This window comes from Thermostichus sp. MS-CIW-36 (genome assembly GCF_054059035.1).
Window position 1 is genome coordinate 1 of the sequence record NZ_JBSSBR010000032.1, and the last position, 24,247, is coordinate 24,247.

General features: G+C 56.5%; 20 protein-coding genes, 2 tRNA genes and 3 pseudogenes. 16 read left to right on the forward strand and 9 right to left on the reverse strand.

Annotation, left to right across the window (positions count from 1 at the left end; translation table 11 throughout):
* Window positions 1-363 precede the first annotated feature (363 nt).
* From ACVWVQ_RS11955 to ACVWVQ_RS11980, 6 genes and pseudogenes are all read left to right on the forward strand, one after another.
* A pseudogene (locus tag ACVWVQ_RS11955) lies at window positions 364-761 on the forward strand (DUF4351 domain-containing protein).
* Between the two features lie 4 nt (window positions 762-765).
* Window positions 766-2,019 (forward strand): annotated as a pseudogene (locus tag ACVWVQ_RS11960) (RNA-guided endonuclease InsQ/TnpB family protein).
* Window positions 2,020-2,073: 54 nt separating this feature from the next.
* On the forward strand, window positions 2,074-3,414 hold the full coding sequence (locus ACVWVQ_RS11965) for a TldD/PmbA family protein (protein WP_457508653.1): 1,341 nt from the start codon (window positions 2,074-2,076) through the stop codon (window positions 3,412-3,414).
* Between the two features lie 15 nt (window positions 3,415-3,429).
* Window positions 3,430-4,227, forward strand: coding sequence for an MBL fold metallo-hydrolase (locus ACVWVQ_RS11970; protein ID WP_457508655.1), 798 nt, complete (start codon window positions 3,430-3,432; stop codon window positions 4,225-4,227).
* Window positions 4,224-4,646, forward strand: coding sequence for a DUF2358 domain-containing protein (locus ACVWVQ_RS11975; RefSeq protein WP_457508657.1), 423 nt, complete (start codon window positions 4,224-4,226; stop codon window positions 4,644-4,646). Before ACVWVQ_RS11970 ends, ACVWVQ_RS11975 begins: the two co-directional genes overlap by 4 nt.
* Before the next feature lie 74 nt (window positions 4,647-4,720).
* Window positions 4,721-4,805 (forward strand) — tRNA-Ser (locus ACVWVQ_RS11980).
* A 339-nt stretch (window positions 4,806-5,144) separates the two neighbouring features.
* Here the strand turns inward: ACVWVQ_RS11980 and ACVWVQ_RS11985 are convergent.
* Together ACVWVQ_RS11985 and ACVWVQ_RS11990 are read right to left on the reverse strand one after the other, a co-directional pair.
* Complete coding sequence (locus tag ACVWVQ_RS11985; protein ID WP_457508659.1) at window positions 5,145-5,525, reverse strand: hypothetical protein; 381 nt, start codon at window positions 5,523-5,525, stop codon at window positions 5,145-5,147.
* Between the two features lie 40 nt (window positions 5,526-5,565).
* On the reverse strand, window positions 5,566-7,974 hold the full coding sequence (locus ACVWVQ_RS11990; protein ID WP_457508661.1) for a DEAD/DEAH box helicase: 2,409 nt from the start codon (window positions 7,972-7,974) through the stop codon (window positions 5,566-5,568).
* 293 nt (window positions 7,975-8,267) lie between these two features.
* On the opposite strand from ACVWVQ_RS11990, the gene ACVWVQ_RS11995 reads away from it, so the two are divergent.
* From ACVWVQ_RS11995 to ACVWVQ_RS12015, 5 genes and pseudogenes are all read left to right on the forward strand, one after another.
* A complete protein-coding gene (locus ACVWVQ_RS11995) occupies window positions 8,268-8,924 on the forward strand; it encodes a CpcT/CpeT family chromophore lyase (protein WP_457508663.1) in 657 nt (218 codons plus the stop codon).
* Between the two features lie 97 nt (window positions 8,925-9,021).
* Window positions 9,022-9,897: pseudogene (locus ACVWVQ_RS12000) on the forward strand (YihY/virulence factor BrkB family protein).
* A 25-nt stretch (window positions 9,898-9,922) separates the two neighbouring features.
* The gene (locus ACVWVQ_RS12005; RefSeq protein ID WP_457508665.1) at window positions 9,923-10,999 is read left to right on the forward strand and encodes an L-threonylcarbamoyladenylate synthase; all 1,077 of its coding nucleotides are present in this window, start codon (window positions 9,923-9,925) and stop codon (window positions 10,997-10,999) included.
* A 14-nt stretch (window positions 11,000-11,013) separates the two neighbouring features.
* On the forward strand, window positions 11,014-11,553 hold the full coding sequence (gene purE / locus ACVWVQ_RS12010) for a 5-(carboxyamino)imidazole ribonucleotide mutase (RefSeq protein WP_457508667.1): 540 nt from the start codon (window positions 11,014-11,016) through the stop codon (window positions 11,551-11,553).
* A 66-nt stretch (window positions 11,554-11,619) separates the two neighbouring features.
* The gene (locus ACVWVQ_RS12015; protein ID WP_457508669.1) at window positions 11,620-12,378 is read left to right on the forward strand and encodes a hypothetical protein; all 759 of its coding nucleotides are present in this window, start codon (window positions 11,620-11,622) and stop codon (window positions 12,376-12,378) included.
* Window positions 12,379-12,437: 59 nt separating this feature from the next.
* On the opposite strand, the gene pheA is transcribed toward ACVWVQ_RS12015, so the two are convergent.
* The 4 genes from pheA to sppA all read right to left on the reverse strand — a co-directional run bounded on the left by pheA (window position 12,438) and on the right by sppA (window position 16,365).
* Window positions 12,438-13,424 (reverse strand): prephenate dehydratase, encoded by a 987-nt coding sequence (gene pheA / locus ACVWVQ_RS12020; protein ID WP_414408890.1) that lies wholly within the window; start codon window positions 13,422-13,424, stop codon window positions 12,438-12,440.
* Between the two features lie 13 nt (window positions 13,425-13,437).
* Window positions 13,438-13,806, reverse strand: a complete 369-nt coding sequence (locus ACVWVQ_RS12025; protein ID WP_414358139.1) for a late competence development ComFB family protein — start codon at window positions 13,804-13,806, stop codon at window positions 13,438-13,440.
* A 202-nt stretch (window positions 13,807-14,008) separates the two neighbouring features.
* Window positions 14,009-15,283, reverse strand: a complete 1,275-nt coding sequence (gene alr / locus ACVWVQ_RS12030) for an alanine racemase (protein ID WP_457508672.1) — start codon at window positions 15,281-15,283, stop codon at window positions 14,009-14,011.
* Between the two features lie 44 nt (window positions 15,284-15,327).
* On the reverse strand, window positions 15,328-16,365 hold the full coding sequence (sppA, locus tag ACVWVQ_RS12035) for a signal peptide peptidase SppA (RefSeq protein WP_457508674.1): 1,038 nt from the start codon (window positions 16,363-16,365) through the stop codon (window positions 15,328-15,330).
* Between the two features lie 262 nt (window positions 16,366-16,627).
* On the opposite strand from sppA, the gene ACVWVQ_RS12040 reads away from it, so the two are divergent.
* Window positions 16,628-16,700 (forward strand) — tRNA-Ala (locus ACVWVQ_RS12040).
* 304 nt (window positions 16,701-17,004) lie between these two features.
* On the opposite strand, the gene ACVWVQ_RS12045 is transcribed toward ACVWVQ_RS12040, so the two are convergent.
* From ACVWVQ_RS12045 to ACVWVQ_RS12055, 3 genes are all read right to left on the reverse strand, one after another.
* A complete protein-coding gene (locus tag ACVWVQ_RS12045; RefSeq protein ID WP_457508676.1) occupies window positions 17,005-17,262 on the reverse strand; it encodes a hypothetical protein in 258 nt (85 codons plus the stop codon).
* 147 nt (window positions 17,263-17,409) lie between these two features.
* Complete coding sequence (locus ACVWVQ_RS12050) at window positions 17,410-18,402, reverse strand: heme o synthase (protein ID WP_457508691.1); 993 nt, start codon at window positions 18,400-18,402, stop codon at window positions 17,410-17,412.
* A 54-nt stretch (window positions 18,403-18,456) separates the two neighbouring features.
* Window positions 18,457-19,389 (reverse strand): COX15/CtaA family protein, encoded by a 933-nt coding sequence (locus ACVWVQ_RS12055; protein WP_457508693.1) that lies wholly within the window; start codon window positions 19,387-19,389, stop codon window positions 18,457-18,459.
* A gap of 826 nt (window positions 19,390-20,215) precedes the next feature.
* Here ACVWVQ_RS12055 and ACVWVQ_RS12060 point away from each other — a divergent pair.
* The 4 genes from ACVWVQ_RS12060 (at window position 20,216) to ACVWVQ_RS12075 (ending at window position 24,205) form a co-directional block, all read left to right on the forward strand.
* Complete coding sequence (locus ACVWVQ_RS12060; RefSeq protein ID WP_457508678.1) at window positions 20,216-22,750, forward strand: dynamin family protein; 2,535 nt, start codon at window positions 20,216-20,218, stop codon at window positions 22,748-22,750.
* Between the two features lie 47 nt (window positions 22,751-22,797).
* Window positions 22,798-23,208, forward strand: coding sequence for a KGK domain-containing protein (locus tag ACVWVQ_RS12065; protein ID WP_099812209.1), 411 nt, complete (start codon window positions 22,798-22,800; stop codon window positions 23,206-23,208).
* Between the two features lie 323 nt (window positions 23,209-23,531).
* A complete protein-coding gene (locus tag ACVWVQ_RS12070) occupies window positions 23,532-23,948 on the forward strand; it encodes a KGK domain-containing protein (protein WP_414422539.1) in 417 nt (138 codons plus the stop codon).
* Window positions 23,949-23,950: 2 nt separating this feature from the next.
* Window positions 23,951-24,205 (forward strand): HNH endonuclease, encoded by a 255-nt coding sequence (locus ACVWVQ_RS12075; RefSeq protein ID WP_011430012.1) that lies wholly within the window; start codon window positions 23,951-23,953, stop codon window positions 24,203-24,205.
* The last annotated feature ends 42 nt before the right edge of the window (window positions 24,206-24,247 follow it).

A 24,247-nucleotide genomic window follows, 5' to 3' on the forward strand; every position in this document is an offset into this window, starting at 1 on the left:
GGTTTTACATACCTAGCCATGCCAAGCAGCCATACTGAACATACTGTACATTATTTTCAGTATAGTCCAGCGTATCATTGACTAGAGTCATGCTCTTTTCGTCTAGAGAGGCTGAGCCATGAGTTTGATGTTGTCCGCCTGTGGGAATGCGATTTGAGGGCCGGAGCGGATCGGCAAGCCCTGCTACCGTTTCGGGTTCTAAGCCAGGTGGAAGATCCAGCAGAAACCTTGCGAGAGGTGGTCAGTGAGCTAGAGAGCTTGGCAGACCCCAGTGAGAGAAGGGAATTGGCAGCCGCAACAGCCGTCTTGGCGGGGCTAGCATTGGATCGGGGTTTGATTCGACAAACCATGAGGTCTTTGGATATGAGGGAATCGGTGATCTACCAAGAGTGGCGGGCAGAAGCTCTGCGAGAGGGGCTGGAAGAAGGGCGCAAAGAAGGACGCAGAGAAGGACTACAACTGGGCCTGCAACAAGGGCTACAACAAGGATTGCAACAAGGATTACAACAGGGATTGCAACACGGGGAAGCAACGCTGGTTTTGCGGCTGCTCAGGCGGAAGTTGGGATCCCTTGACCCGGCCTTGAGAATAAGATTTGGGCTTTGTCAACGTCACAACTGGAGGCGCTGGGGGAAGCTCTGTTGGACTTCAGCAGCTCGGAAGAGTTGGCCGCCTGGCTGGCCCGTCAGCTAGAAACCGCAGGAGCCCCGCTCTCTGCCCACAGGGCAAGGGTCGGGAGGAATGTGAGTAAAATGCAATAAGGCTATGACCCAAGTCCTGACCGTTTCTTGCAAGCTCAAGGTGTCCCAGTCGCAAGCCGCCAAATTGGACGAGACATTGGATGCTTTCGGCCAAGCCTTGAACTGGGTCAACCAAAACACACCCAAGAAAGTCGTCAACCCACTGAAACTCCAATCCCTGTGCTACTACGAAATCCGTGCCCGTTTCGGCTTGTCCAGTAATTTGGCTCAACAGATATGCAGACGGGTAGCGTCTGCTCGCAAGGTAGCACAACAGAAAAACCGCCCGGTCAAAGCGTTCAAGGGTGGCTTCGCTACCTATGACGCTCGTATCTTTTCGTTTCGCGAGAAAGACTGGACGGTGTCGCTCACCACGGTGGAGGGTCGAGAGCGCTTTGAGCTGGCGATTGGTCATTACCAGAGAGAACAGTTGGCAGGCTCCAATCCCAAATCGGCCACTCTGGTCAAGCGCAAAGACGGTTCCTACTCCATCCAGATTTGCGTGGAAGCAAAGTTACCGGAACAGCAGAACACCGCTCAGGTGGTAGGCGTGGACTTGGGAAGGACAGATATTGCCCATACGTCAGAGGGGGACAACTGGAATGGACAGCAGTTGAACAGAGTCCGAGACCACTACTCCCGGTTGAGGGCGGTACTCCAACGCAAAGCCAGTAAGGGCACACGCAGTTCGCGGCGCAGATGCAGAGAACTGTTGCAACGGCTGTCTGGTAAGGAGAGACGCTTTCAGTCGCGTCAGCGTTGCGTAGCAAAAACGTGGGTCAATCATCGCATCTCTAAAGCTATTGTCTCTAGGGCAAAGGCCACAAATAGCGCTATTGCTTTAGAGGACTTGACAGGGATACGGGAGCGTATCAACCAACAACCCCGCAGCAAAGCCGAGCGGCGCAGGGCCAACAGTTGGGCGTTCTACCAACTGAGGCAGTTTCTGGAATACAAGGCGAGAGTTGCAGGGGTTTCTCTGATCCTTGTTCCGCCTGCTTATACCTCGCAGACCTGTCACAAGTGTTTGCACATCCATCCCGACCCTGCGCAATCCTGTCGCGTCAGCGTTGCGTAGCAAAATCGCAGTGGGAAGCAGTTTAAGTGTGGGCACTGTGGATGGGAAGGGGATGCGGACTGGAATGGGGCCAACATGATTGCCAAACTTGGGGCTGCTGTAAACCAGCCTAGAGGTCCGTGGTTGGCTTGCCAACTACAGGGCTACCGAAAGCCTGCACTCTTTCGCTTTAGCGGTGCGGAGCGCTCTGCGTCAGCATGAGTGCGGGTAGTTTACTAGAGGCGCTGGATGGCAACAGGAACTTGGGGAGTGGCAATGGTGCAAGTCGAGGTGTTGGCAGAACAGGCACAAAGCTGTGCCCGGCGGCTGGGGATCCCTCAGTTTGATCTCTACGGGGCTCAAGTGGATGAAACCAGCGTGCAGGTAGATCATGGAGAACCTCGCCAGGTCAAGGCTTCCCACCGCTGCAGCGTGACGGTGCGGGCCTGGAACGACCAAGGGCAGGTGGGAGTAACTTCCACCACCGATGTGGATGAGGCGGGGCTGGAACTGGCCCTGCAAACGGCCTTTGAAGCCAGCCATTTTGGCGTGCGGGAACATGCCCCTCAATTCAGCCCGGAAGCCACTCTGCCTATTGCTCAGCCTTGTAACGACAAAGGGCCGTTGGCTTTGGCTGGCGACTTGTTGGAACAGTTGGTGGCTGCTGAAAAGGCACTGCTGGGATCCCATCCCGCCATTCAGGGGGTGCCCTACAACGGCCTAGCGCAGCGGCAAATCAACCGCTTCTACCTCAACAGCCACCAAGCCCTACGACAAGAGGAGCATACCCTCGCTTCGGTTTTTCTCTACAGCAAGGCAGAGCAAGAAGGTCGCAAACCCCGCAGCGCCGGAGCCATGCGAGTGGCTCGCAGCCTGGATGAGTTGGATATCCAGGGTTGTGTGCAGGAAGCTGCTGAGAAACTGATTAGCCATCTGGAGTACGAGCGGATCCCTTCTGGAAAATACACAGTGGTCTTTTCAGGAGAAGCCTTTTTGAGTTTGTTGGGCGCCTTCTCCAATGTGTTCAATGCCCGAAACATTTTGGACAACCAAAGCCTGTCCACCCCAGAATCCCTGGGCAAGACCATTGCCTCACCTCTTCTGTCGGTGTGTGACGATGCCCTACACCCGACCAATGTGGGAGCGATCAGCTTTGATGGAGAAGGCACCCCCACCCGCCGTGTCCCTCTCATCACCAATGGGGTCTTGACCCACTTTTTGCACAGCGCCGGTACGGCTAAGCGCCTAGGAGCCAAGCCCACTGGCCATGCCAACATCGGCGCCAAGGTCACAGTTGCCGCCCACTACTACCATGTGTTTGCCGGGGCACCGCCGGAGAGCACCTATGACTTGGCTACGGCTGAAAATGTGGTTTGGATCGATGAGCTGCAAGCGCTTCATGCCGGCGTTAAGCCCCTACAGGGATCCTTCTCGCTGCCGTTTCAGGGGTGGTGGGTGCGCCAAGGAGAACGCATCAGCATCGAAGCGGCCACGGTGGCCGGAGACTTCCTGGAGCTGTTGAAGTCGATTTTCTACGTCGAGCCCGAGCCGCAAGTCACACCCGGTGGGCTGTGTCCCCGCATTTGGGTTGCCGATCTCTCCATTACCGGGCAATAACCTCACTTCAAACTCATGCAACTGACCCGCATCGACCTCAACAGTTGGCTCATCCACACCCGGGAGCAAACCTTCCTATTGGATCCGTGGCTGGTGGATCCCCTGGTGTTTCTGGGGATCCCCTGGTTCATCCGCCTGGAGCACCGCCAGCCGCTCCCTTTTACGCCGGAGACCTTGCCCAAAATCGACGGGATCCTCCTCAGCCAAGCCCAGCCGGATCACTGCCACCCACCAACGTTGCAGCGCCTGGATAAGCGGATCCCCGTTTTGGCCTCGCCGGCTGCGGCCAGAGTCGTGAAGAGTCTAGGATTTGCAACGGTTCAAGCTCTGGATCCCTGGCAGTCTGTTCGCTGGGGGGATCTGCGGGTCACAGCCATTCCCGGTGCGCCCCTAGGGCCTGTCCGTGAGCTGGGCTATCTGCTGGAAGAGGTGCCCTCTCAGACACGGCTTTACTACGAGCCTCATCTTTCCCAACCGGATATCCGGCTGCGATTGCAGCAGGAATTGTGCCCCATTCATACTCTGCTGATCCCGGTGGTGGGGCAGATCTTTCCCCTCTTGGGAGAGGTGATCATGGGGCCAGAGCGGGCCCTGGAGGTGGTGGCAGCCCTACGCCCCCAGCAGGTGATCCCTACGGCGATGGGAGAGGTGGACTACCACGGGTGGTTTGCCGCCCAGATCCGCCCCTTGGGCAGCCTGCAGGAGTTTCGAGAAAAGCTGGCAGCCTTGAATGCCGCCACGTCCCAATCCATCCAGTTGTGTTGCCCCGCCCCTGGGGAAACGGTGTCTCTTTCTGTCGTGGCCAAGACATGAGCCTTCCTTCCCAAGCCCCGCCTGATCTGGTGACCATCTTGCGGGCAGATTATGCTCGCTTTCCCAAAAATCAAACTTATTCGATTTACGATCCCCAGGTTTACTTCCGGGATCCCCTCAACGAGTTTCGCGGCTTGGATCGCTATCGCCGCATGATCGAGGGGATAGGGCGTTGGCTACAGGATATCCGTCTCGAACTGCAGGATATTCGGCAAACCGGCAACCAGATCCGCACCGAGTGGATCCTAAGCGGTTCTTTGGCTTTGCCTTGGCGTCCCCGCCTGTGCATCCCTGGCTGGACAGAAATACAGATCAACGAGTCGGGGTTAATCGGATCCCATATTGACTACTGGCGATGCTCCCGCTGGGAAGTGCTGCTGCAAATGTTTCGGCCTGGGGAGCCTAAAGGATCCCGTTAATAGCTTCCATCCTTTGCTAGGATCACAAGGCTGACTTTTTAGCCCTCCTGGAAAGTCGCCCCTATTCTCAATCTGGAGAGATGGCCGAGTGGTCGAAGGCGCAGCACTGGAAATGCTGTGTGGGGCAACTCACCGTGGGTTCGAATCCCACTCTCTCCGCTGGAACTTGTTTGTGAGAGCAACTCACCGTGGGTAAGGCCATCCGGCCCGCTGGCGCAACCGAATCCCACTCTCTCCGTAATCCGATAACGTCCACTGAAGTCCAGAAAGCTCTTACCCAGCAAGGCTTCTGGGCTTTTTAGTGTCCACGATAGACCGGGGAAACCCACTGTAATCCAGGCTAAAGTGGGACACAATAGGGGATATAACAGACGGGGTGGGACATGGCCCTGTTAGAGATGGCCATTCGGAATGCCAAATTCAAGGACAAGCCGTACCAGTTGCCGAATAGAGAAGCAAGGCCATCCTGCCTGCCGAAGTTTTTGCCGAACCAGCTGACTATAGACTAACGGCCAACCGTAGGACGATGCCGACAAGAGCTACGGTGGCAGCTCCAATCAAGGCAAAAGCCAGGTTAACCACTTGGGCACTAGCCTTTTGATAGGTGTCAATTCGTTCTAGGATCACCCGGTTTTCTATCCCCTGCTCGGCCCAACGTCTCTCCTGCTCAGCCCAACGTCTTTCCTGCTCGGCCCAGCGCTTTGCTTGATCGACTGCCAGGGCTTCTAGCCGCTCGTTGGTTCTGGAGACATCCTGCCGGAGTCCTTCCACATCCTGTCGGATCTCTTCCACATCTTGCCGGATCTCTTCCACATCTTGCCGGATCTCTTCAATAACACTCAACACATCCCTGAGGGTGGGTTCACCGGCGGGCATCATAGAGCTGCAACCTCACTGAACAGCAAACGGTCTGAGCTCGCTAGATCAACTCGCTCACCGGGAAGCGATCCAGCATTTTTTGGGCTTGACGGGCATTTTCCCGTAACTCCGCCGGCAGATGGGGAACATAAGGGATCTGAGAAAGCAAATCCAGCGTGCGGCGGATCAGGCGCACCAGGTCTCCGGCATCTAGGTTGGTGCTGGCTTCCAGGGTCTCCCAAGGGATCCCTTGCGCCCAATGTTCGACGATCCCAGCCAAGCTGGGCTCAAACCCGATCGGCACATGAAACACCTGGTGTTGCCGTTGGCTGCGGAACAGCTGCCGCCGTAAACCCCGCAATCCGTGCAGCACATCCTCCACCAGCCCCGAGGTGCGCAGCCGGCTGTAGGTACCTGAACGGGGAGCCTCTGAGACCAAGGCAGCCACAACTCCGGCCAAATGATGGGGAGCACAGCCCTGACACTCACCCGAGAGCAGAGCCAGCGCCAGCCAGAGCTCGTTATCCCCCCGCAGCGCGGCCACCACCTCTCCGCTATCGGTAGGTTGATACTCTTGCAGACAGTTGAAATCCTGCAACACCCCCACCAAGGCCATAAATTGCTGCCAGCGCAACTCCTGCACGGAATCGCTCTGCCGCTCCAGGTGCTCGAGGCGCTTGAGCAAGCGCTGTCGTTTTTCTCGCAAACCCAGCAATTTTTTCCCCCCTTGGTGAGCGGGGTTCTCTCGGATTTGAGCTTCTAGGGCACGGATTTTTTCCTCTTGGGCATGAATGTGGGGAAAGGCCAACAGCCGCAAGGTGGGATCCGGCTCAGCTTCCCGTTGTTTGAGCAAGTAGCGCAAAATGCGTCGTTCTTCCCGCCGTTGCGCCTGCATCTTCTCATAGCGGGCGATATCTTCGTCGGCAATGCCTCCCAAGAGACGGTCGATCTCCTCCAGCTCGGCGCGCGTGTGCAGGATCTCCTGTTGTTCGGGCAACTTTTGCAACGAGAGCAAATATTGTCCAAAGCTGCGGTTGATCAGATCCCGTGCTGCTTCCAAAGAGTGCTTTTGCAGCAGGTTCAGCACCATGCCATAGGTGGGGGTAAACTGGCTCACCAAGGGATCCGCTCCAGAGGTGGCCAGCCGTGCAGCTTCTTGGGCCCCCTCAAATGGGGATTGCACCGTCACCACATGGCCGATGATGTCCTTGCCCCGCCGTCCGGCTCGGCCCGACATTTGCATAAACTCAGAAGCGGTCAAGAGGCGGTGGCCCGTGTCGGTGCGCTTAGAAAGGGAGGAGATGACAGTTGTGCGGGCAGGCATGTTGATCCCGGCGGCCAAAGTCTCGGTGGCGAAGACCAGCTTCACCAATCCCTGCTGAAACAGATGCTCCACCAGCCCCTTCCAGGCAGGCAACATACCGGCATGGTGAGCGGCAATGCCCCGGTAAAGGGCATCCAACTGATCTCGGCGGACAGCTTCGGGCGTTTCTCGACAAAAGCGGTCGATCTGCTCAGCCAACTGCTGCCGCTCTTCCTCGCTGGCTATCAGGTCCAGATCCCTTACGCTGGCCACGGCCATATCACAGCCTTTGCGACTGAAGATGAAATAGATGGCCGGCAGCATGTCCCGCTGGCGCAAGTTTTCCAACACCTGCGCTATGTCCGGCACTCCTGCCCAGGAGGGCTCGTGGGAGTTGGGCCGTTTGCTTTTCAAGCGGCGGTTGCGAACCCACTGCCCCGACTCGGTTTGCTCCAGCAGGGGGAACAGCCCTTTGCGATTGGCAAAGTGAAATTGCAGCGGCACCGGGCGGTGGTTGGAGTCGATCAGATGGGTGGGGCCATGCACCTGGTTCATCCAATCGGTGAGCTGGTCGCTGTTGGCCAAGGTGGCAGAAAGGGCAATGAGCTGGATCGTGGGGGGGCAGTAGATGATCGCTTCTTCCCAGACGGTGCCCCGCTGCTGGTCGTTCATGTAATGGCATTCGTCCAAGATCACCGCCTGCACATCCCGCAAGGGATCCACCTCGCCCTCTGAGAATTCTGTGCCGTCATCGCGTTCGCCGTAGGCATACCTTTGCACTGCCAAGGATATCGGTGTGCCGTAGAGCATGTTGCGGAAGATCTCGGTGGTCATCACCAAGACCGGTGCATCCCGGTTGATGGAAATGTCGCCGGTGAGCAGGCCAACCCGTTCCGGGCCAAATTGCTGGCCAAAATCCCGGAACTTTTGGTTGGAGAGGGCCTTTAGGGGCGTTGTATAGAAAACCCGCTTGCCCTGGGATAAGGCTCGATAGATCGCATATTCTCCAATCAGGGTCTTGCCGGATCCCGTGGGAGCACAAACCACCACCGATTCCCCAGCAGCCAGAACCTGAATGGCTCGGATCTGAAAGTCGTCCAGCTCAAAGGGGAAAAGCTGCCGCAACTCGTCCAGCAAATCGGTTGCCGGGGAGAGAAGCGCACTCATGGGATCCAAATCAACATTGGGAAACCTGGAAACCCGCCCAACTCACCGCTGTCTGTGCGTTGTACCTTCTAGGATACAAGCTTTCTTGGGGTGTCGACCGCTCCCCTGCAAAAAACGCCGGCTACTCCGCTTTGGATGGCCCACTGAGCCCGAGAACAGCAGCTTGGGTAATTTTGTAAAGTGGGTCATGGAGCGCGCCATCGCGACGGAGTCCTCGACAATTGGGCAAAGTCTGCAGGATCAGGAGTGCTCAAACAGAATCTTCTCAATCTCTATTGAATCTATCTGAACCTATGTCTGTTTCCCCCCAACTGGCCCAACTGGCCACCTGGATGGCAGGGCACTTCAACAACCTGCAGCAGGCGCTCGCAGAGCCCGTCTGGTTTGCCAACATTCATGTGTACCAATGTCCCTTGCCTTGGTCGGTGTTCCAGGGGGTGGGGTTTTACGTGGAGCAACTGTACGACATTTATCCTGAGCAGCCCTACCGGCAGCGGGTGATCCACCTCTTCGATACTCCAGATGGGATCCGGATTCAAAACTATGCTTTGACGGCTCCTAACTCCTACAGGTGCGCCGGTCGAGAGTTGTTGCTATGCAACGCTTACGCGAAGGGGAAATTGGCCGGTCTGACAGCAGCGGAGCTGGAACTCTTGCCCGGCTGTATCACCCAGGTAGAATGGACGGGATCCTGCTATCGGGGCCGCAGCCTACCCGGCAAAGGCTGTATTGTTGAACGCAAAGGCAGAACCACCTATTTGTACAGCGAGTTTGAGATCGGAGCCGACTACTTTCACAGCTTGGATCAAGGTCGGGATCCGGAGACCGATCAAGTGATCTGGGGATCCCTATCCGGGCCTTTTCGGTTTGTCAAAAAGCAAGATTTTTCCCAGTACCTACCCCGGTGGGCTGAAGTGCTGAACCATGAGGCTGCTGGAGCGACTGGTTGAGCGGCTGTGGGCGCTGGGGATCCCGTTCGCGTCGTCAGGACGGCGTTCCCGGCGAGAGTTGGTCTGGCTAACCCTGCGGTTGGCCTGGGAAAACGCGATGCGCTACCGGCTGTTTGGCCTGGCCTCTGAAATGGCCTATAGCTCGGTGTTGGCGCTGTTCCCCTTCATCCTCACGCTCCTGACCGGGGTTGGGCTGTTTGTCGGCTCCTCTGAGCAAGCCTTCGAGCGCTTGATGGAGCAGTTGAGCCAAATTGCTCCCCAAGAGGCCCTGACGCTTTTGGATCGGTATGTGCGCGAGCTCCGCTTCGGGCAAAAAAGTGCTCCGCACCGCTGACGCGAACGGGGGTTGTTGTCGCTCGGCTTCTTGGGCACCCTGTGGGCTGCTTCTGGAGCCATGGGGGCGGTGATGACAGCTTTGGATCTCAGCCATGAGATCCCTCAAGATAGGCGCCGTCCCTTCTGGAGACGCAAGCTGATCTCGCTGGTTTGGATGCTCGCCACCTTGGGGTTGACCGGACTGGCCAGCTTGATCTTTTTGTTCAGTGCCAGCTTTTTGCGCTTCTTGTACAGGAAAGCGGGATTCTTAGCGCAGGAAGTTGGCGGGCCGACTCAGTTGGATCCCTTGCGAGAGCTGGGGTTGAACTTGTGGGGGATCCTCACCTGGCCGATTTCGCTGGGGTTGGTCGTCTTCTCCTGCTGGGTGCTGTATCGATTTGGCCCCAGCTTGCGCCGACCCCAAATGCCGATTTGGCCGGGAGCCATCGTGGCCAGCCTACTGTGGGTTGGGGTGTCTTGGGGGCTGCGGATTTACGTGGAGCACTTTGGGCAGTTCAACCAAGTCTACGGGGCGGTGGGGGCAGTTATTGTGCTGCTGCTCTGGGTTTGGCTCACTTCCTTGGCGCTGCTGTTTGGGGATCAGATCAACATCGCCCTCTACCAGGCGCAAAAATGGATTGAAGAACGGGATCCCTAGCCCTTACTCCAAATCCGAGTCATGGATGCAGACGGAAATTCTCTCACCCACTCCTGAGCACATTGCCGTAGCGGCGGCAGCCTTGCTGCGGGGCCAGTTGGTGGCCATCCCCACGGAGACGGTTTACGGCCTGGCGGGCCATGGCTTGGATGAGCAGGCAGTGGCGAACATTTTTGCCGCCAAGGAGCGCCCCCGCTTCGATCCCCTGATCCTGCATCTGCCGGCTGGGGTGACCCTAGAGCAATTGCAGGGGTGGCTGGTGGACGTGTCGGCTTTTACTCCCGCCGCCCGTGCTCTGCTGGGATCCCTGATCGACACCTTCTGGCCGGGGCCCCTGACTTTGGTGCTGCCCAAGTGTCCCACCGTGCCGGATCTGGTGAGCAGCGGGTTGCCTACTGTTGCCCTGCGGGTGCCTGCTCACCCGGTGGCTCAAGCTTTGTTGCAGGCGGTGCAAACCCCTCTGGCTGCCCCCAGTGCCAATCGCTTTGGCCGCATCAGCCCCACCTCAGCCCAGGCCGTCTATGCAGAGTTGGGAGGGCGGATCCCTTACATCTTGGACGGGGGAGAGTGTGCCGTGGGCCTAGAATCCACCGTGCTGAAGCTCAGCCCCGAGGGGATCCCGACGCTGCTGCGCCCAGGAGGGATCCCGCTGGAAGCCCTAGAAGCTCACCTGAAACTGCCCATCCGGGCCTCTGAGGACGGCAAAACGGGCCCGCCGGAAGCGCCAGGACGGCTGAGCAGCCACTACGCTCCCAGTAAGCCCCTCTGGCTTTTGCCCACCCCTTTTGCCCAGCTTCAGCCCGGCGATTGGCAACAGGTGCAGCACCTGACAACCGGTCATTCCCACCTGGGCATCCTCAGCTTTGCCACGGATCCGCAGGCTCTGCTGAACACCCTCTCCCGCCATTGGCCGGGGATCACTTTCAGTTTGGAGTGTTTGGGTTCGGATCCCAAGGCAGCCGCCCGCGCCCTCTTTGCCAGCCTGCGCCGCCTGGATGAGGGAGATGCTACGCTCCTGCTGGCAGAGCCCCCACCCATCTCGACGGGGTTAGGCTATGCGATGATGGATCGGCTACGCCGGGCCAGCAGCCTTTCGCGTTAGCGTCGCTTAGCGATATGGAACTCTCCCCCCTCGTTGCCATCGTAATGGGCAGCGATTCCGATTTGCCCACCCTTGCACCTGCCGCCCAGGTGTGCGAAGCATTCGGGATCCCTTACCAGATGCAGATCCTCAGCGCCCATCGCACCCCCGAGGCCATGGTAGAGTTTGCCCGCCGCGCCCATACCCAAGGGATCCGCGTCATCATTGCCGGGGCAGGGGGAGCAGCCCATTTGCCGGGGATGGTGGCCTCTCTCACCCCCCTGCCGGTGATCGGGGTGCCGGTGCTCAGCCCATCCCTGCAGGGGATCGACTCCCTGTACTCAATTGTGCAAATGCCCAAAGGGATCCCGGTGGCCACGGTGGCCATTGGCAACGGCTACAACGCGGGTCTGTTGGCGGTGCAGATCCTGGCCAGTGGGGATCCCGATCTGCTCCGGCGGGTGATCGCCTATCGGGAAAGCCTAAAACAGGCGGTGCAGGAGAAAAACGACCAGTTGCAAACCCAAGGGTGGAAAGCCTACCTCGACTCTATAAAGCATAAGAGCATAATTTAAGGAGCGTTGATCTATCTTGCCGCTTGCAAAGGGTCAGGTGCGACAGAGTTTTGGGAGTTGCCATCGGTGAAGCATCAATCGGGTCGCCCTTCTTCCGGCCAGGGATCCTGGCCAGAATATCTGCAGCGGGTGGGGCGTGGGGCAGTGGAGACGGGATCCCAAGTTGCTCTGTGGATCCTATCGGGGCCGCAGTGGCGGGTTTTGGCTCTGTCGGCCTTGGCGTTGGCAGGGCTGGCCTTCTGGAATGGGCGGCTGGCGCTCTCTCTGGGGGTGGGTACCTTGGTGATGTTGGGGCTACAGGGGATGCGCAGCCCTGAGTTCAACCGCCGCTGGCGGGAGTGGCGAGCTTGGTTTCGTCAGGCGGATCGCTCGCTTTTGCTGGCAATTGGTTCGGGAGCAGCCGCCACCTTCGGCACCTACACCCTTGTCTCCATCTGGGCGGAATCCAACCAGCGTTGGTTGGCCACCGGCGCCATTTTACAGGGATTGGCCACCCTAGCCTTGTTGTCGCTGCTGTTTGGGGAGTGGCTCAGCCGCCGACAAGAGCGGCAACGTTCTCAATTGGAGCGCGATCTCAGCGACGTTGCCTCTCCCGATCCCTTCAGACGGCTGGCGGGCGTTCGCCGCTTGCAGAGTTTAATGTCTCACTTGGATCCCGAGCAAACCCGGCTGGCGGTGGATTATCTGCGGTTGGCCCTCGACCAAGAAACGGTAGCCGTCGTGCGGGAAGCCCTGCTGGAAGCCCTACAGGGATGGGGGATCCTGCGCCGCCTCAACGATTTGACCGATCTCAAGCACCCCAGCAGGGATCCCTCTTCAAACTAATGTCACTCCCAACTTTCGGGCCTTAGAACCCAGATAATGCAACGGTTTGAAAGGCGTGTCTACGTTGGACGCGCTTTCCCCTCAGGGGACAGGGATCCTGCTGTTTGGGATAGAGCACCTTGTTTGCAGAGGTCATGCACAGGGTAGCTGCCGAAGAGCTTCAAGGTTTCAGCAATTGATTCCAGCGCCGCAATCACCTCGGCATCCAGATAGGGCTGGCCAACAGGATTCTCCAGATCGACAAAAAAGACATAAGTCCCTGCCGATTTTTTGGTGGGGCGCGACTCAATACGGGACATGTTTAAACCTCGCTCCGCAAACACTTGCAGAGGTTTCAGCAGTGCTCCCGGCACATTGTGGGGCAGGCTGAAGGCCAAGGAAGTATGGGATCCCCCCGGAGAAGCAGGATTGGCCAGGGCTCCATCCTGCTGACCCAAACGGGAAAGTGGCGCACGGCCAATGACCCAAAAGCGGGTGCAATTATCGGGGTGATCGTTGATCGGGCAGGCCAAGACCGGCAGTTGGTAGAGGGTGGCAGCTCGTTCTGAGGCGATGACGGCGGCGTTGGGCTGCTCCTGCAGGCGGTCCAATTCTTCGGTGGTCGAGCGGGTTGGGATCAAAGTGGCCTGGGGCAGATGGGATCTCAGCCAAGCCTGACATTGGGCCAACGCTTGCGGGTGGGAATAGACCTGCTCAATGTGCTCCAACTGGGAGGCACGTCCGATGAGGGCATGGCGAATGGGCAGGATCAGCGCCTGTCGGATCCCTAGCCCCTCCAGTTGCCACAGGGCATCCAAGGTCATCGAAACCCCGCCCTCTACGGAGTTTTCCACCGGCACCACCGCCCATTGTTGCTGGCCGACAGCTACCGCTTCTAAACAGGCGCTGATCGTTGGGTAGGGCACCAAGGGATGGGATCCCTGGCTGTGCAGGTGAGGCTGCTCAGGGCAGGCCAGCAAAGCTGCCAACTCTGTGTAGGTTCCAGCAGGGCCAAGAAAGGCCACCGGCGAAGGGGAAACGTTCGCGCCAGCGGAGCGCAGCTCCATCAGAGCCATTCCTTCAATTGTCGCTAGGGGCCAGTTCTAACTCTATCGTCTCGGCGTCGCGCAGCAGCAAAGGACATTCAGGCTCCGGGCAACGGGGATTGGCCGCCACCTTTTCCATGGCCTTCACCACCTCCAATCGGATCAGCCTCTGCAACTCCTGATCCGCTTGAATGGCTTCCAAAGTGTGGAGAGAGCCGTGAAAACTGGTGGCGTAGCGAGGTTTGAGGTTGTTCAAGGCCAGGGCGGCAGCATCGTTACAGAATTTCTCACAGAAGCAGTAGCGCTGCTGACTCTCCATCAGCAGGATGTCGTTGACCATCTCCAGAACAGCCCGTTCCATTTGATTTTCCAGGCCCTTCAGAGGCTTATGTTCCTCCGCCATCGCTACCTCCTGATGTGAATCGAACCCGCCGCCAAGCCCCTGTCTTTCAGGGAGCAGGAGTGCTCTCGATTACCTTCGATGCTGCTCTATTCTCTGTTGACAAGTCAAGCCAAATCCCCTGCTGCTGACGCGAACAGCCTCTGGCCCGCTCCTATCTGGGCTTGATGTATTTGGGTGTGCTGAGGCAATCGGATCTGTCCTGTCAGCCATCATCAAACCCCAGAGGGTTAACCAACACTCTCGGCAGACGGGCAGAAAGCCCACACAGCAACTCATAGGGAATAGTACCCAACTGATCGGCCCAATCCTGCACGGATAAACCCACATTCACCAGATTCGGGCCCAGCAGTTCCACCACATCCCCCACCTGGATATCCGGCCTCTCGGTTACATCCCACATGCACTGATCCATCGTGATTGTGCCCACCTGTTGGATCAGGCCGCCGCGCACCCATCCTCGCAGCCAGCCGGAAAGCCGCCGTGGGATCCCATCCGCATAGCCGATGGCCAGAGTGGCAATGCGACTGGGGCGAGAGGTGATGTAGCGATGTCCATAGCTCACTCCGGTCTGGGCAGGCACAGTTTGGATGTGGGTCAGCCGCGCCTTGAGTCGCAGAATCGGCTGCAGACCCGGCAGTTGCAAGTGGGGGGCAGGCGACAAGCCATAGAGGGCCAGTCCCAGGCGCACACGGGAGTAGTGGAGATGGGCCAGAGCGGCGGCTGAGTTGTCCAGATGCAGCGCTGGCAAGGGATCCCCGGCTTGGCGGATCTGTTCCACCACCTGGGCAAAGCGGGCGTGCTGCTGTTCCATGACTGGAGAATGGGGCTCGTCCGCCGTCGCCAAATGGGAAAACAAGCTACAGCCTTCCAGCTCCGGGATCCGACAAATCTGCCCCCACACGGCTGCAGCTTCCTTCCAGGGGATCCCCAAACGGGTCATACCCGTATCCACGTTGACATGCACCGGGACGGGGCGCCCGGCCCAACGGGCTACCTGGCGCATCAGCGGGATTTGGTCTGTGCAGGTGAGGCTGACCTCCAACCGGGCTGCCATGGCCTGCTGTAGTTCTGCCCAGGTATTCAAAGCTCCCAACACCAGAACCGGAGCCTGCAGCCCCGTTTGCCGCAACTCGATCCCTTCGGCCAGGGTGGCCACACACAGTCCCTTGGCACCAGCCGCAACAGCCACGGGAGCCACCAACTGCGCCCCATGCCCGTAGGCATTGGCCTTCACCACCGCCCAGATCTCGACGTTTGAGCCTAGGCGCCTCTGCAACAGCCGCAGGTTTTCTCGCAGCTGGGCTGCGTCAATTTCCACCCAAGCCCGACTGGTCAACAGCTCCAGGTCGATGGTCCAATCCAGCTCCGCCAAGGAATTGGCCTTCTGGGATCCCTCTCTCCAAGTATTGCCCTGCACTCCCAGAGCAGCTGCTCTCAAAGTGCCCTGCGCCGCCGGCGCGACCGGTTCTCGATTCACCGTTCACCCCCCACACCCAAAACCCGTCCTGATTAGATTTAGGTTTAGCGCAAAGTCCACTCCGGCGCCATCCACAGCAACGGCACGTCTGGGATCCCAACAGCCTCGTTGCTCTCCAACAGCCGGCCCAGCCAAGCGGCTTGCCTTTGCGAGGACAGTCCTTGGCTTAACAGGCGTCGCAGGACTCGTTGGAAGCCCTCTCCCTCACCCGCCGGCGACAAAGAGGGATCCCCGGTCATGCGCCGCAGATCCTCCACCGCCTCCGTGTACCCCCCCAAAGCATCCACCAAGCCCACCTCCACAGCTTGCGCCCCGGTGAAGATGCGTCCATCGGCCAATTGTCGCACCCGGTCTTCATCCAAGCTCTGCCGTCGCGCGATCATCTCTGCTTCCAGCACCTCATCTGCCTTTTCTGGCAAGTGCTGGCGTCCTTGGGCCACATCGCGAATGAACTGCTCGAGGGTATCCTCCACCAAGTTTTGCAGAAGGCGCTGCTCTTGAGGAGTGGCACTGCGGAAAGGAGAGAGAAGGTCTTTGTACTCGCCGGTTTTGAAGGTCTGCGGCTCTATGCCGTAGTTCTCCAGCAACTTACCAAAGCTGAGGCCGCTGATGATAACCCCTATGCTGCCGGTCAGGGTGCCAGGGTTGGCATAGATTTTGTCGGCAGCGCTGGCCACGTAGTACCCCCCACTGGCAGCAATGTTTTCTAGGATAGCGATCACCGGCTTGCCTGCTCCGTGTAGAGCGGTTACGGCACGGTAGAGTTCCTGGCTGGATCCCACAGCTCCGCCGGGGCTGTTGATGCGCAGCAATACAGCCTTGACAGAGGGATCCCGTGCTGCCTCCCGCAACTGTTCCACAGGAGAAGTGGGCAGGCCTACCAAAGTCGAACTCCCTGGGCCGCCTATCGTTCCTTCCAGGGTGACCACCTCGATGCGCTCCGCCCCCCGTGCAGCCTCTAGGCCAACCCCGCCTCGGGTAGGCTCTGGGGCAGGGCGCGTGCCCCCGACAATGGCCGCGATAAGGCAGACGACCAGCAAAGAAGCCGCCAAAATGCGGTTAAGCTGAGTTTCTTGTGTCACAGGCCCCTCAATTGCCACTGACTCCGTTCTACCACCCCGCGGGCTTCCTGGGATGCCGGGCAACAAAAGGCTGAGGGCCGAGCAAACCCCACTGTTGCTTCCCCCCGGTTGAGCCATCCAAACTATTGACAAGGATCCTCCCCTTATCTAGTATGGGATCCCAGCACTTTTTACCAATAAGGCAGCTTCTACAGGCTGCAGGTGTAGAATGGAATAGAAAGTTGGATCCTTGAGCGGATTCTGACCTGAAGCAAAGTAAGTCGGGGCTTTAGCTCAGTTGGTAGAGCACTTCAATGGCATTGAAGGGGTCAGCGGTTCAAGTCCGCTAAGCTCCATTGATTGTGAGTTGGTTATGATCCAACAGCATCCAAAGCCTGGAGAGTTTCCGGCAGGCCAGGGTTCTGGGACTCTTCAACCCTGGAACCTGCGAAGCTCACCAAGACGGTTAGCCCCGGCGAATTGACAGGCCAAAGGTTCGCCAGCAAGAACCAGGAGCAAAAAAACAGCAGTGAAACAAGGGATCCCCAGCCTTTCCCACAATTCACACCGATGGTGATATCGCTCCGTTCCAATCCAATGTCTTCGACCCAGCAATCTGTGGCCTCGTGGGAAACAGGCAAGGCATAGCGGCAAACCCGGTCATGGTTGCCCCTCTCCCTGACGGCGGATCAAGAAGCGGATTTCCTGAAGGAGAACCTCAAAGCGTTGATCCGATTCAGCCTGCCGCTGCCGCAATTCTCGCACTTCCTGCCTTAACTCCAGGACAACCTCAGCGAGACGCCCTGAAAGAGTCTGCAAGGCAAGCTGAGCATCGGTAACCTTGGCAACTGTATCAGCCACCTTGGTCACAGCTTCGGCCAACTGGACAAATCGCGTCTCAATCTCCTCATTGGTCATGGCCGGATGCGTCTTGCTTGGCTAATGATCAGCTCATTCTACCCTGCACGGTATGGAGTGTCACTCTCTGAGAATGGGCCGCAATTTTGAGGAAAAACCGGCTGGCCAACGGGGGTTATCAACCCAGGGATCCCCCATTCGCGCAAGTCAGCTGGCCAGCGCTATGAGGGTGGTGTAAATCCCTTGGAGGGACGCAGTGGCCTGGCTCCAGAGGATGTGGGTTAACGACCACCTATCCAGACCCATGGCCCCGCACAACAGCAGCAGATACAGGTTGGCAAACGTGAAGAGCGAGGCCGCCCGATCTCGGTCGCAGGGATCCTGCAGCAACTGCACCGCCTTCCAAACCAAGAGGGATCCCAGCAGCGCCGCGACGCTCAGATAAAAGGATCCCAGCATTCCCAATGGGTAAACCAGCAACAGGCTGACCGGAACCATCAGCAGCGCGTAGAGCAAAATCTGCGCGGCAGTGATCCTTTCGCCCGCGACCACCGGCAGCATCGGCACCCCCGCGCGAGCGTAGTCTTCCTGCTTCAGAATGGCCAAAGCCCAGAAGTGGGGTGGAGTCCACAAAAAGATAATGGCAAACATCACCCAGGCAGCCCAACTCAGCTCACCTGTGGTCGCTGCCCAGCCCACCAAAGGCGGGATGGCTCCTGCCGCTCCACCGATGACGATGTTCTGCGTGCTGGAGCGCTTCAGCCAGTGGGTGTAGACCCCCACGTACACCAGGATCCCCACCATGGCCAAACTGGCAGCCAGCAGGTTGGTGAACGTGGCCAACAGCCCAAAAGCAGTCAAAGCCAGGATCCCGGCAAAAATCAGAGCATCCTGCGCTCGGATTCGACCGGAAGGCAAGGGGCGATGACGGGTTCGCTCCATCATCCGATCGATATCGGCGTCATACACCATGTTGATGACATTGGCTGCCGCCGCCGCCATTCCCCCTCCCAAAAGGGTGACGAAAAACCTGAACAGGTCGGTGTTGCCAGCCATCCACATGGCCCCAGCCGTGGTCATCAGCAAGAGGGCAATGATTTTCGGCTTCACCAACTGGCTGTAGCTCTGCAAAACCCGGACAAGCGCCTGGCGTTCGCGCCCCGGAACACATTGGCTCTGCTCGGCAGGGATCCCCCCTATTGGCTCCTGGTAGGAAGCCAGACGGTCAGTTAAAACGCTATTTTGCATGGAAATTCACTCACCGGTCATTTCTGCGGTTACGGCCATCCACCGGCCTTCTTCCCCTCGGCTTCGCATTTGCCAGGCCAGCACCGTAAAAGCCAGCAAACAGGCCAGCAAAGCTGCCCCCACCATCTGATGGGCCACCGTCAGAGGCTCCACCTGCAGCCGGTAACGGTAGGTCAAAACGCCGATCCCCACCTGAACCAGCAGCAGGCCGACAGATCCATGACCCAGAAGCTTGAGGAGCCAGGGGATCCGCTTGCGCCGTAGCCCGGTGGCCACCGCTACTGCCAACACCCCAAGGGTGGCCGGAGCAACTCCCAGCAGGTGGCTGTTCATCACCCAGCACAGCTCGCCGGCAGCAAAGCATTGATGCAACGCCCATTGGGAGGCCACCAAGGCACCGAGAAGGCTCTGGACATACACCAGCAGCACCGCCCCCAAGCCCAGCCAAGGCAAGTAGCCGACGGAAAACGGTCCTTCACCCAGTCGTGCCGGCAGGACGAAGCCCTCGGAACCGGATCCTGTCAAGATCAGTAATCCCAGAGTAAGCAGAGTGGCAAAGAACAGCAGGCCCGTGCCCAAGTGGGCTGTCACAATGTCAAAGCGCAGCAGCTCCGTGACCGTCAGCCCGCCCAGGATCCCTTGCACCAAGACCAGGGCAAAAGCCAAACTCAAACCCCAGGGCAGCCACGCAGGCAATGCCTGACGCTTCAGCCAAGCAAACCCCATTAGAACCAAGGTAGCCAAGCCTACCCCAGAAGCCACCATGCGGTGAAACCATTCCAAAAAGACTTGCAGGTTCATCTGCTGGCTGGGCACAATTGCCCCGTAGCAAAGGGGCCAATCTGGACAAGACAGCCCAGCATTCATGACGCGGGTGGCACTGCCCAACCCCATTAACAGCCAAGTGGCCAATGCTAACCCCAGTAGGGCTTGCCCCATGCGCCGGGAAAGCTTGCCCGAAGGCACGGGATCCCGCCGGGAAGAAGGTTGGGATTGAGAGATCGAAGAGTCCATCGCAGTTGAAGGCAGAACATTAAGCCAACGGTTCAAGCAGCCTGCACTGAAGAAATCGGTTGGGCTGACAAGACGCAGCGGGTTCGGTAGCAGATGATTCTGAAAACGAGGGTGCAGGTTACTCGCTAACGAACCCTAGAAGCCAATCCTAAATGCGGTTTTGCGTCTGGCGAAAGCTTTTTAAGAATTTCTTTCTTGGCTCACAATCCCAGGCACCCCCACGAAGTCAAGCCAGCACCGGCCAGCAGACCAATCCTTTCCCCCTGCCGCAAAACCTCTGCGCCAGGACGGATCCCCCACAGGGTGTCCATACATCACTCCCTTGGCCAAGACTTCCTGGCCAATACAGCAACTTTTGCCAAGGGAAGCAGCCTGCCACAAGACTGCCTTTTGGAGTCTGTAGTCTGGAGCCAGCTCTTGCTCGGTGGCGGGATGACCAGCTTCTGGGCACAGAGATTCCCAAAAATTCTGTCAGGGCCAGCTCCGCTCCGGCTTGGGATCCATATTGGGATCCATATACGTCGTTGCCAGATCTGGGATGCTGGCGGAGAGGGTCACGATGGCAGCGAAGTTTCCCGGTATTGGCCAACAAAGAACCTTGCTCTCACTCAAGAGCTCAGGTAGGTATCTGGACTTAGACTTAGGTCGAAATCTCGAACAGCTCCAGCACTGAAGAAAATTGCTGTAGGAATCCTCACCTCAAGCATAGGCAAGTTATAATCCCAGCAGCCTCTGTGGAGATTGCTCTCTTATGTCTGTAAAGCTCCTGCCTCAGTGTGAGAACTTGAAAGAGCAGGTTGAAGCTATCCTGCAACTCTGGCATCAGGATTCCACTTTTTCAGGCAAGCAAGATACCACTCGGATTCAAGCTTCCCTCAGCAAAGCTATTTCTCCAACTTTCGAGATTGTCTTTGCCGGTGCTTTCAGTGCCGGCAAGTCTATGCTAATCAATGCCCTCTTAGAAAGAGAGCTTCTCTACAGCGCCGAGGGGCACGCCACAGGGACAGAGTGCTACATTGCCTACGCAGAGCCAAATGCTGAGAGAGTGGTGCTCACTTTTCTCAGCGAGCAGGAAGTGCAAGAACAGATGACCGCCTTCTGCGCTTTCCTAAACTTGGCTCCGTCACTCAGCAGGCTGGAAGACACTGCACTGAATCCCCTGAAGGAGCGTGCTGAGGCTATTATTCAACAGGAGGGAGGTAAAAGCAAGTCAGAGCGGGCAAAGCAGGCAGATGCCCTCCGCTTGTTGATTACAGGTTTCCAGCAGAACCGGGACAAAATTCACCCTACCGAGAACAAAGTTTTCTCAATGGAGCAGCTCAACTTCGGCAACCTAAGGGAAGCTGCGGGTTTTGCCCGGCGCGGCGCCAATAGCGCAGTTTTGCGAAAGGTGGAATACTATTGCCACCACCCCTTGCTGGAAGATGGAAACGTTATTGTCGATACTCCTGGGATCGATGCTCCAGTCAAAGCGGATGCAGAGCGTACTTATCGAAAAATTGCCGATCCGGATACGTCCGCAGTTGTTTGCGTTCTCAAGTGTGCTGCAACGGGTGAGCTGACCAAGGAAGAGACAGAGCTTATTGAGCATATTCAAAGTAATGATAGCATCAGGGATCGGGTCTTCTATGTATTTAACCGGATTGACGAGACTTGGTACAACGCACAACTAAAGCAGAGACTAGAAAACATTATCGGCCAGCAGTTTCGTCAACTCCGCGTATTTAAGACAAGCGGCCTTCTCGGCTTCTATGGTTCCCAGATCAAGGCAACTACCCCTGAGGATCGATTTGGACTGGATACGATTTTTTCAGAAAGCATCAAAGAATTGGGTGGTGGGGAAGAAACACCCCAGTTTGTCAGCGAGTTTAACAAGTACTGCACGTCAGGTAGGTTGGTTGGATCCCCGTTCCGCCCTTCTGTACATGGGTACGACACACCCATAAATAACTACGTTCGGATTCTGAGGGAGTGGGGAAAACCTTTGATTGAGTATATGATTAAAGATAGCGGTATTGAAGACTTTCGGGCTGGGATCACTCGTTATTTAACGGAAGAAAAGCGGCCACAGCTATTTTCCGCGCTGGCCGATGATTTGCAACCTCTCTGCATCGAGATGAGGAAGTCCTATCTAGATCTCTACCGAGACATTGATAGCCAGCCCAAAGAGATTGACAGCATGATTTCCTATGAGCTGACGCTGATCAATCAGCAGCTAGCCAGTATTGGCCGAGAGTTTGACGAGCATATCCAGACAGTAGTCAATAAAGTTATTAACGGAGAAAACAAAGAATTTGAGAACGATTTCCGTAAATTGCAGGCTAGGATGGTACGGAGGCTAGATGAGCTTTTGGATACTTTTTCGTTGGACAATGTTTACAGTCAAGCCGTTCGCATTCGTCCCCGCAACTCCACAGCTCCATTTTTAGCTGTATTGGTCGAAGCCTTTTACTATTTATCCAACCATCTAGAGGACATCCTGGTAGAATCAGCCAGCACGCTTGTAGAGAACTTCTTTCGTCGCCTTGTTGATGAAGTTCGCAGCTCGAGCTACTACAGGCAGTTGTTTCGCCTACTGGGATCCGATGGGGACTTGGAGAAAAAGCTTCTTTTGGTTAAGGAGGTAACTTTGAGTTCTCTTGTCAATGGTGCCCGAAAAGAGTGCGACCGCTACCTCAGAGAAAGTCCCCGCTTCTACGACGAAGGAACATTCTCGATCTACCAGTTTCGAGAAGTCCTAAAGCAAACCAGCCAATCTTATGACATCTCTGCTATTCGCGACGCAGAGCCTGGAATCCGACAATTACTTAAGCTTGACTTCGAGCCGAAAATTAACCAGACAGTGCGTTCTAGCTTCCGACAAGAGACCAACAATACTCTGAAAACTCAGCTATTGCCGGTTGCCAAGCAAGTAGCCGATGAGATTTTGCAAAAGTACCCAGAAGCAAAGCAGTTCATGGAAGCAACTCTCAGAAAAGAGGCTGAAGAGAAAATTGCGCTTAACCAACAGCGGCTGAAAGAACTGGAGGCAAGCATAGACAAGTACAACCAAGCTGTTTCTGGGATCAACCTCTGCCTGCAGGCTTTGGGCCTCAATCGCGAGATGCTGCCCTTGATTACTCGTCCTGAGCCTTCCTCTGTTGGTGAGTCAGTTCAGATTTTGGCAAGTCTTCCTGGACAGCAAGTAGGTGAAAGCAGTGCAAGCGAAGCAGTCGCTCTTGGTCGTTCTACACCCATAGACGAGAGTTTTCCAGAGTTGGATAGCATCCTCGATGATCTGAGATAGAGCGGCTTGTCTTTGTTTTTGGCCTTTCACTTGATCCAGATAAAGTCATGGGATCCAAATCAATACCTCTACAGCAGCACCCAGAAGGGATCCTCTCTGTAAGGGAGAAAACTTTCAAGGTTGCCAACTTGGTCAAAGCGGCCCAAGAGGACTTGACCAAGAAAGAAGAGCTGCATCGCTTGTTCATTGCGGCCTTGAGATCCTCAGGGATCCTGCCGCCGGAAGACTTGCTCAACATTGCCAGTAGCCTTCTTGCTCCCAAGCCAGAAGAAAAATTGTTGCAAGAAGCGAAGTGGTTTGGGCAGGGACTTGCTTGTCAGCTCTTGGTGCCGGGCAAGAAAGATTGGGAAAAAGGCAGAGTCAGATTGCGGATCATTGTAGAGTTTGAGCCAGAGGATACAGTCTCAGAGGGCGGCAGTGGATCCCCTCTGGATGACCTTCGCGAAAGTGAGAGCTAGCCTAAGCCAGAGAGACATAGAGGGGGTTGGGCAAGTGTCAAGTAATGATCAATCTCAGGAGTGCTTTGTTGAGCTAGATATTTTCCAAAATACTGTCATTGATATAGGAGGACGCCTAATCTACTCGCAAGAGTTTGCTCAGGTGTACTCAGAGATTGTTTATGAGAGTATCAGATCCTACTTATCCAGCAAACTTAGCGAAAAGGGAGTCTCGATTCTATGGAGCAACTTGAACGGAATAACTAACGTGAAAGGAATTCCTGCTAAACTCTTACGTCCTGGCTCACCGTGGATTGTTGTCTCTATGTCTTGAGGTCGATAAGATGACAAAAACATCCATTAATCTTAGCCAACTGGGAGACGGAGTTATCACTTTTATCAACAAGAACAATAAGCAGAAAGTCTACATGATTTCCAAGCTTTGCGATTCTATCAATTCTTATTTCCTGAAGTTTGACCAAATGGGAAGAGGACTAGACAGTCACTTGAGTTCGTCTGAGATACAAACAGGTATTCCCTATGAAGATCAGGTTCATTTTTTCCATAAAGGAGTTCCATGCTCGATTCTTTCTCCTAAAACTAACGGTTGGCAGACCGGTAGAGTAAAAGTAAGAGTAGAAGTTACGATTGACTTTTATCCTGACAATCCTGAATTTCTGATAAAAGAACCCGACCAAGAGATATTAGAACCTCTAGATGAAAAGTCTCCACTGGACGATCTTCGCAGTATGGATGAATAACGATGAAAGAAAGAAAATCCGGCGAAAGGATTCTAATTCCAGCAGCCGTGCGGGAGTATGTTTTCCAAAGAGACGGCTTCCGTTGTCGCGGTTGCGGAAAGTCGCCCCCAGAGGTTCAGCTTCAGATCGATCACATCATCCCCATTGCCCAAGGGGGCAGTAACGATATCAGCAATCTGCAAACGTTGTGCAAAACCTGCAACCGACGCAAAAAGGATCGACGGGATCCCCGCTTTCGCCGCCACTTTGACTGGTGAGTTGCGGTGTTTCGCCTACGCTTCTCCCTCTAGAAAAGAGAG

Bases quoted from the DNA above. Each gene is read 5' to 3' on its own strand.
- ACVWVQ_RS11975 (WP_457508657.1), top strand. From the start codon at position 4,224: ATGAGCCTTCCTTCCCAAGCCCCGCCTGATCTGGTGACCATCTTGCGG.
- ACVWVQ_RS12025 (WP_414358139.1), bottom strand. From the start codon at position 13,806: ATGGCGGAGGAACATAAGCCTCTGAAGGGCCTGGAAAATCAAATGGAA.
- ACVWVQ_RS12055 (WP_457508693.1), bottom strand. From the start codon at position 19,389: ATGGGGCAAGCCCTACTGGGGTTAGCATTGGCCACTTGGCTGTTAATG.
- purE (WP_457508667.1), top strand. From the start codon at position 11,014: ATGGAACTCTCCCCCCTCGTTGCCATCGTAATGGGCAGCGATTCCGAT.
- ACVWVQ_RS11985 (WP_457508659.1), bottom strand. From the start codon at position 5,525: ATGATGCCCGCCGGTGAACCCACCCTCAGGGATGTGTTGAGTGTTATT.
- ACVWVQ_RS12075 (WP_011430012.1), top strand. From the start codon at position 23,951: ATGAAAGAAAGAAAATCCGGCGAAAGGATTCTAATTCCAGCAGCCGTG.
- ACVWVQ_RS12045 (WP_457508676.1), bottom strand. From the start codon at position 17,262: ATGACCAATGAGGAGATTGAGACGCGATTTGTCCAGTTGGCCGAAGCT.
- ACVWVQ_RS12005 (WP_457508665.1), top strand. From the start codon at position 9,923: ATGCAGACGGAAATTCTCTCACCCACTCCTGAGCACATTGCCGTAGCG.
- pheA (WP_414408890.1), bottom strand. From the start codon at position 13,424: ATGGAGCTGCGCTCCGCTGGCGCGAACGTTTCCCCTTCGCCGGTGGCC.
- ACVWVQ_RS11990 (WP_457508661.1), bottom strand. From the start codon at position 7,974: ATGAGTGCGCTTCTCTCCCCGGCAACCGATTTGCTGGACGAGTTGCGG.
- ACVWVQ_RS11965 (WP_457508653.1), top strand. From the start codon at position 2,074: ATGGTGCAAGTCGAGGTGTTGGCAGAACAGGCACAAAGCTGTGCCCGG.
- ACVWVQ_RS11995 (WP_457508663.1), top strand. From the start codon at position 8,268: ATGTCTGTTTCCCCCCAACTGGCCCAACTGGCCACCTGGATGGCAGGG.
- ACVWVQ_RS12060 (WP_457508678.1), top strand. From the start codon at position 20,216: ATGTCTGTAAAGCTCCTGCCTCAGTGTGAGAACTTGAAAGAGCAGGTT.
- ACVWVQ_RS11970 (WP_457508655.1), top strand. From the start codon at position 3,430: ATGCAACTGACCCGCATCGACCTCAACAGTTGGCTCATCCACACCCGG.
- ACVWVQ_RS12070 (WP_414422539.1), top strand. From the start codon at position 23,532: ATGACAAAAACATCCATTAATCTTAGCCAACTGGGAGACGGAGTTATC.
- ACVWVQ_RS12065 (WP_099812209.1), top strand. From the start codon at position 22,798: ATGGGATCCAAATCAATACCTCTACAGCAGCACCCAGAAGGGATCCTC.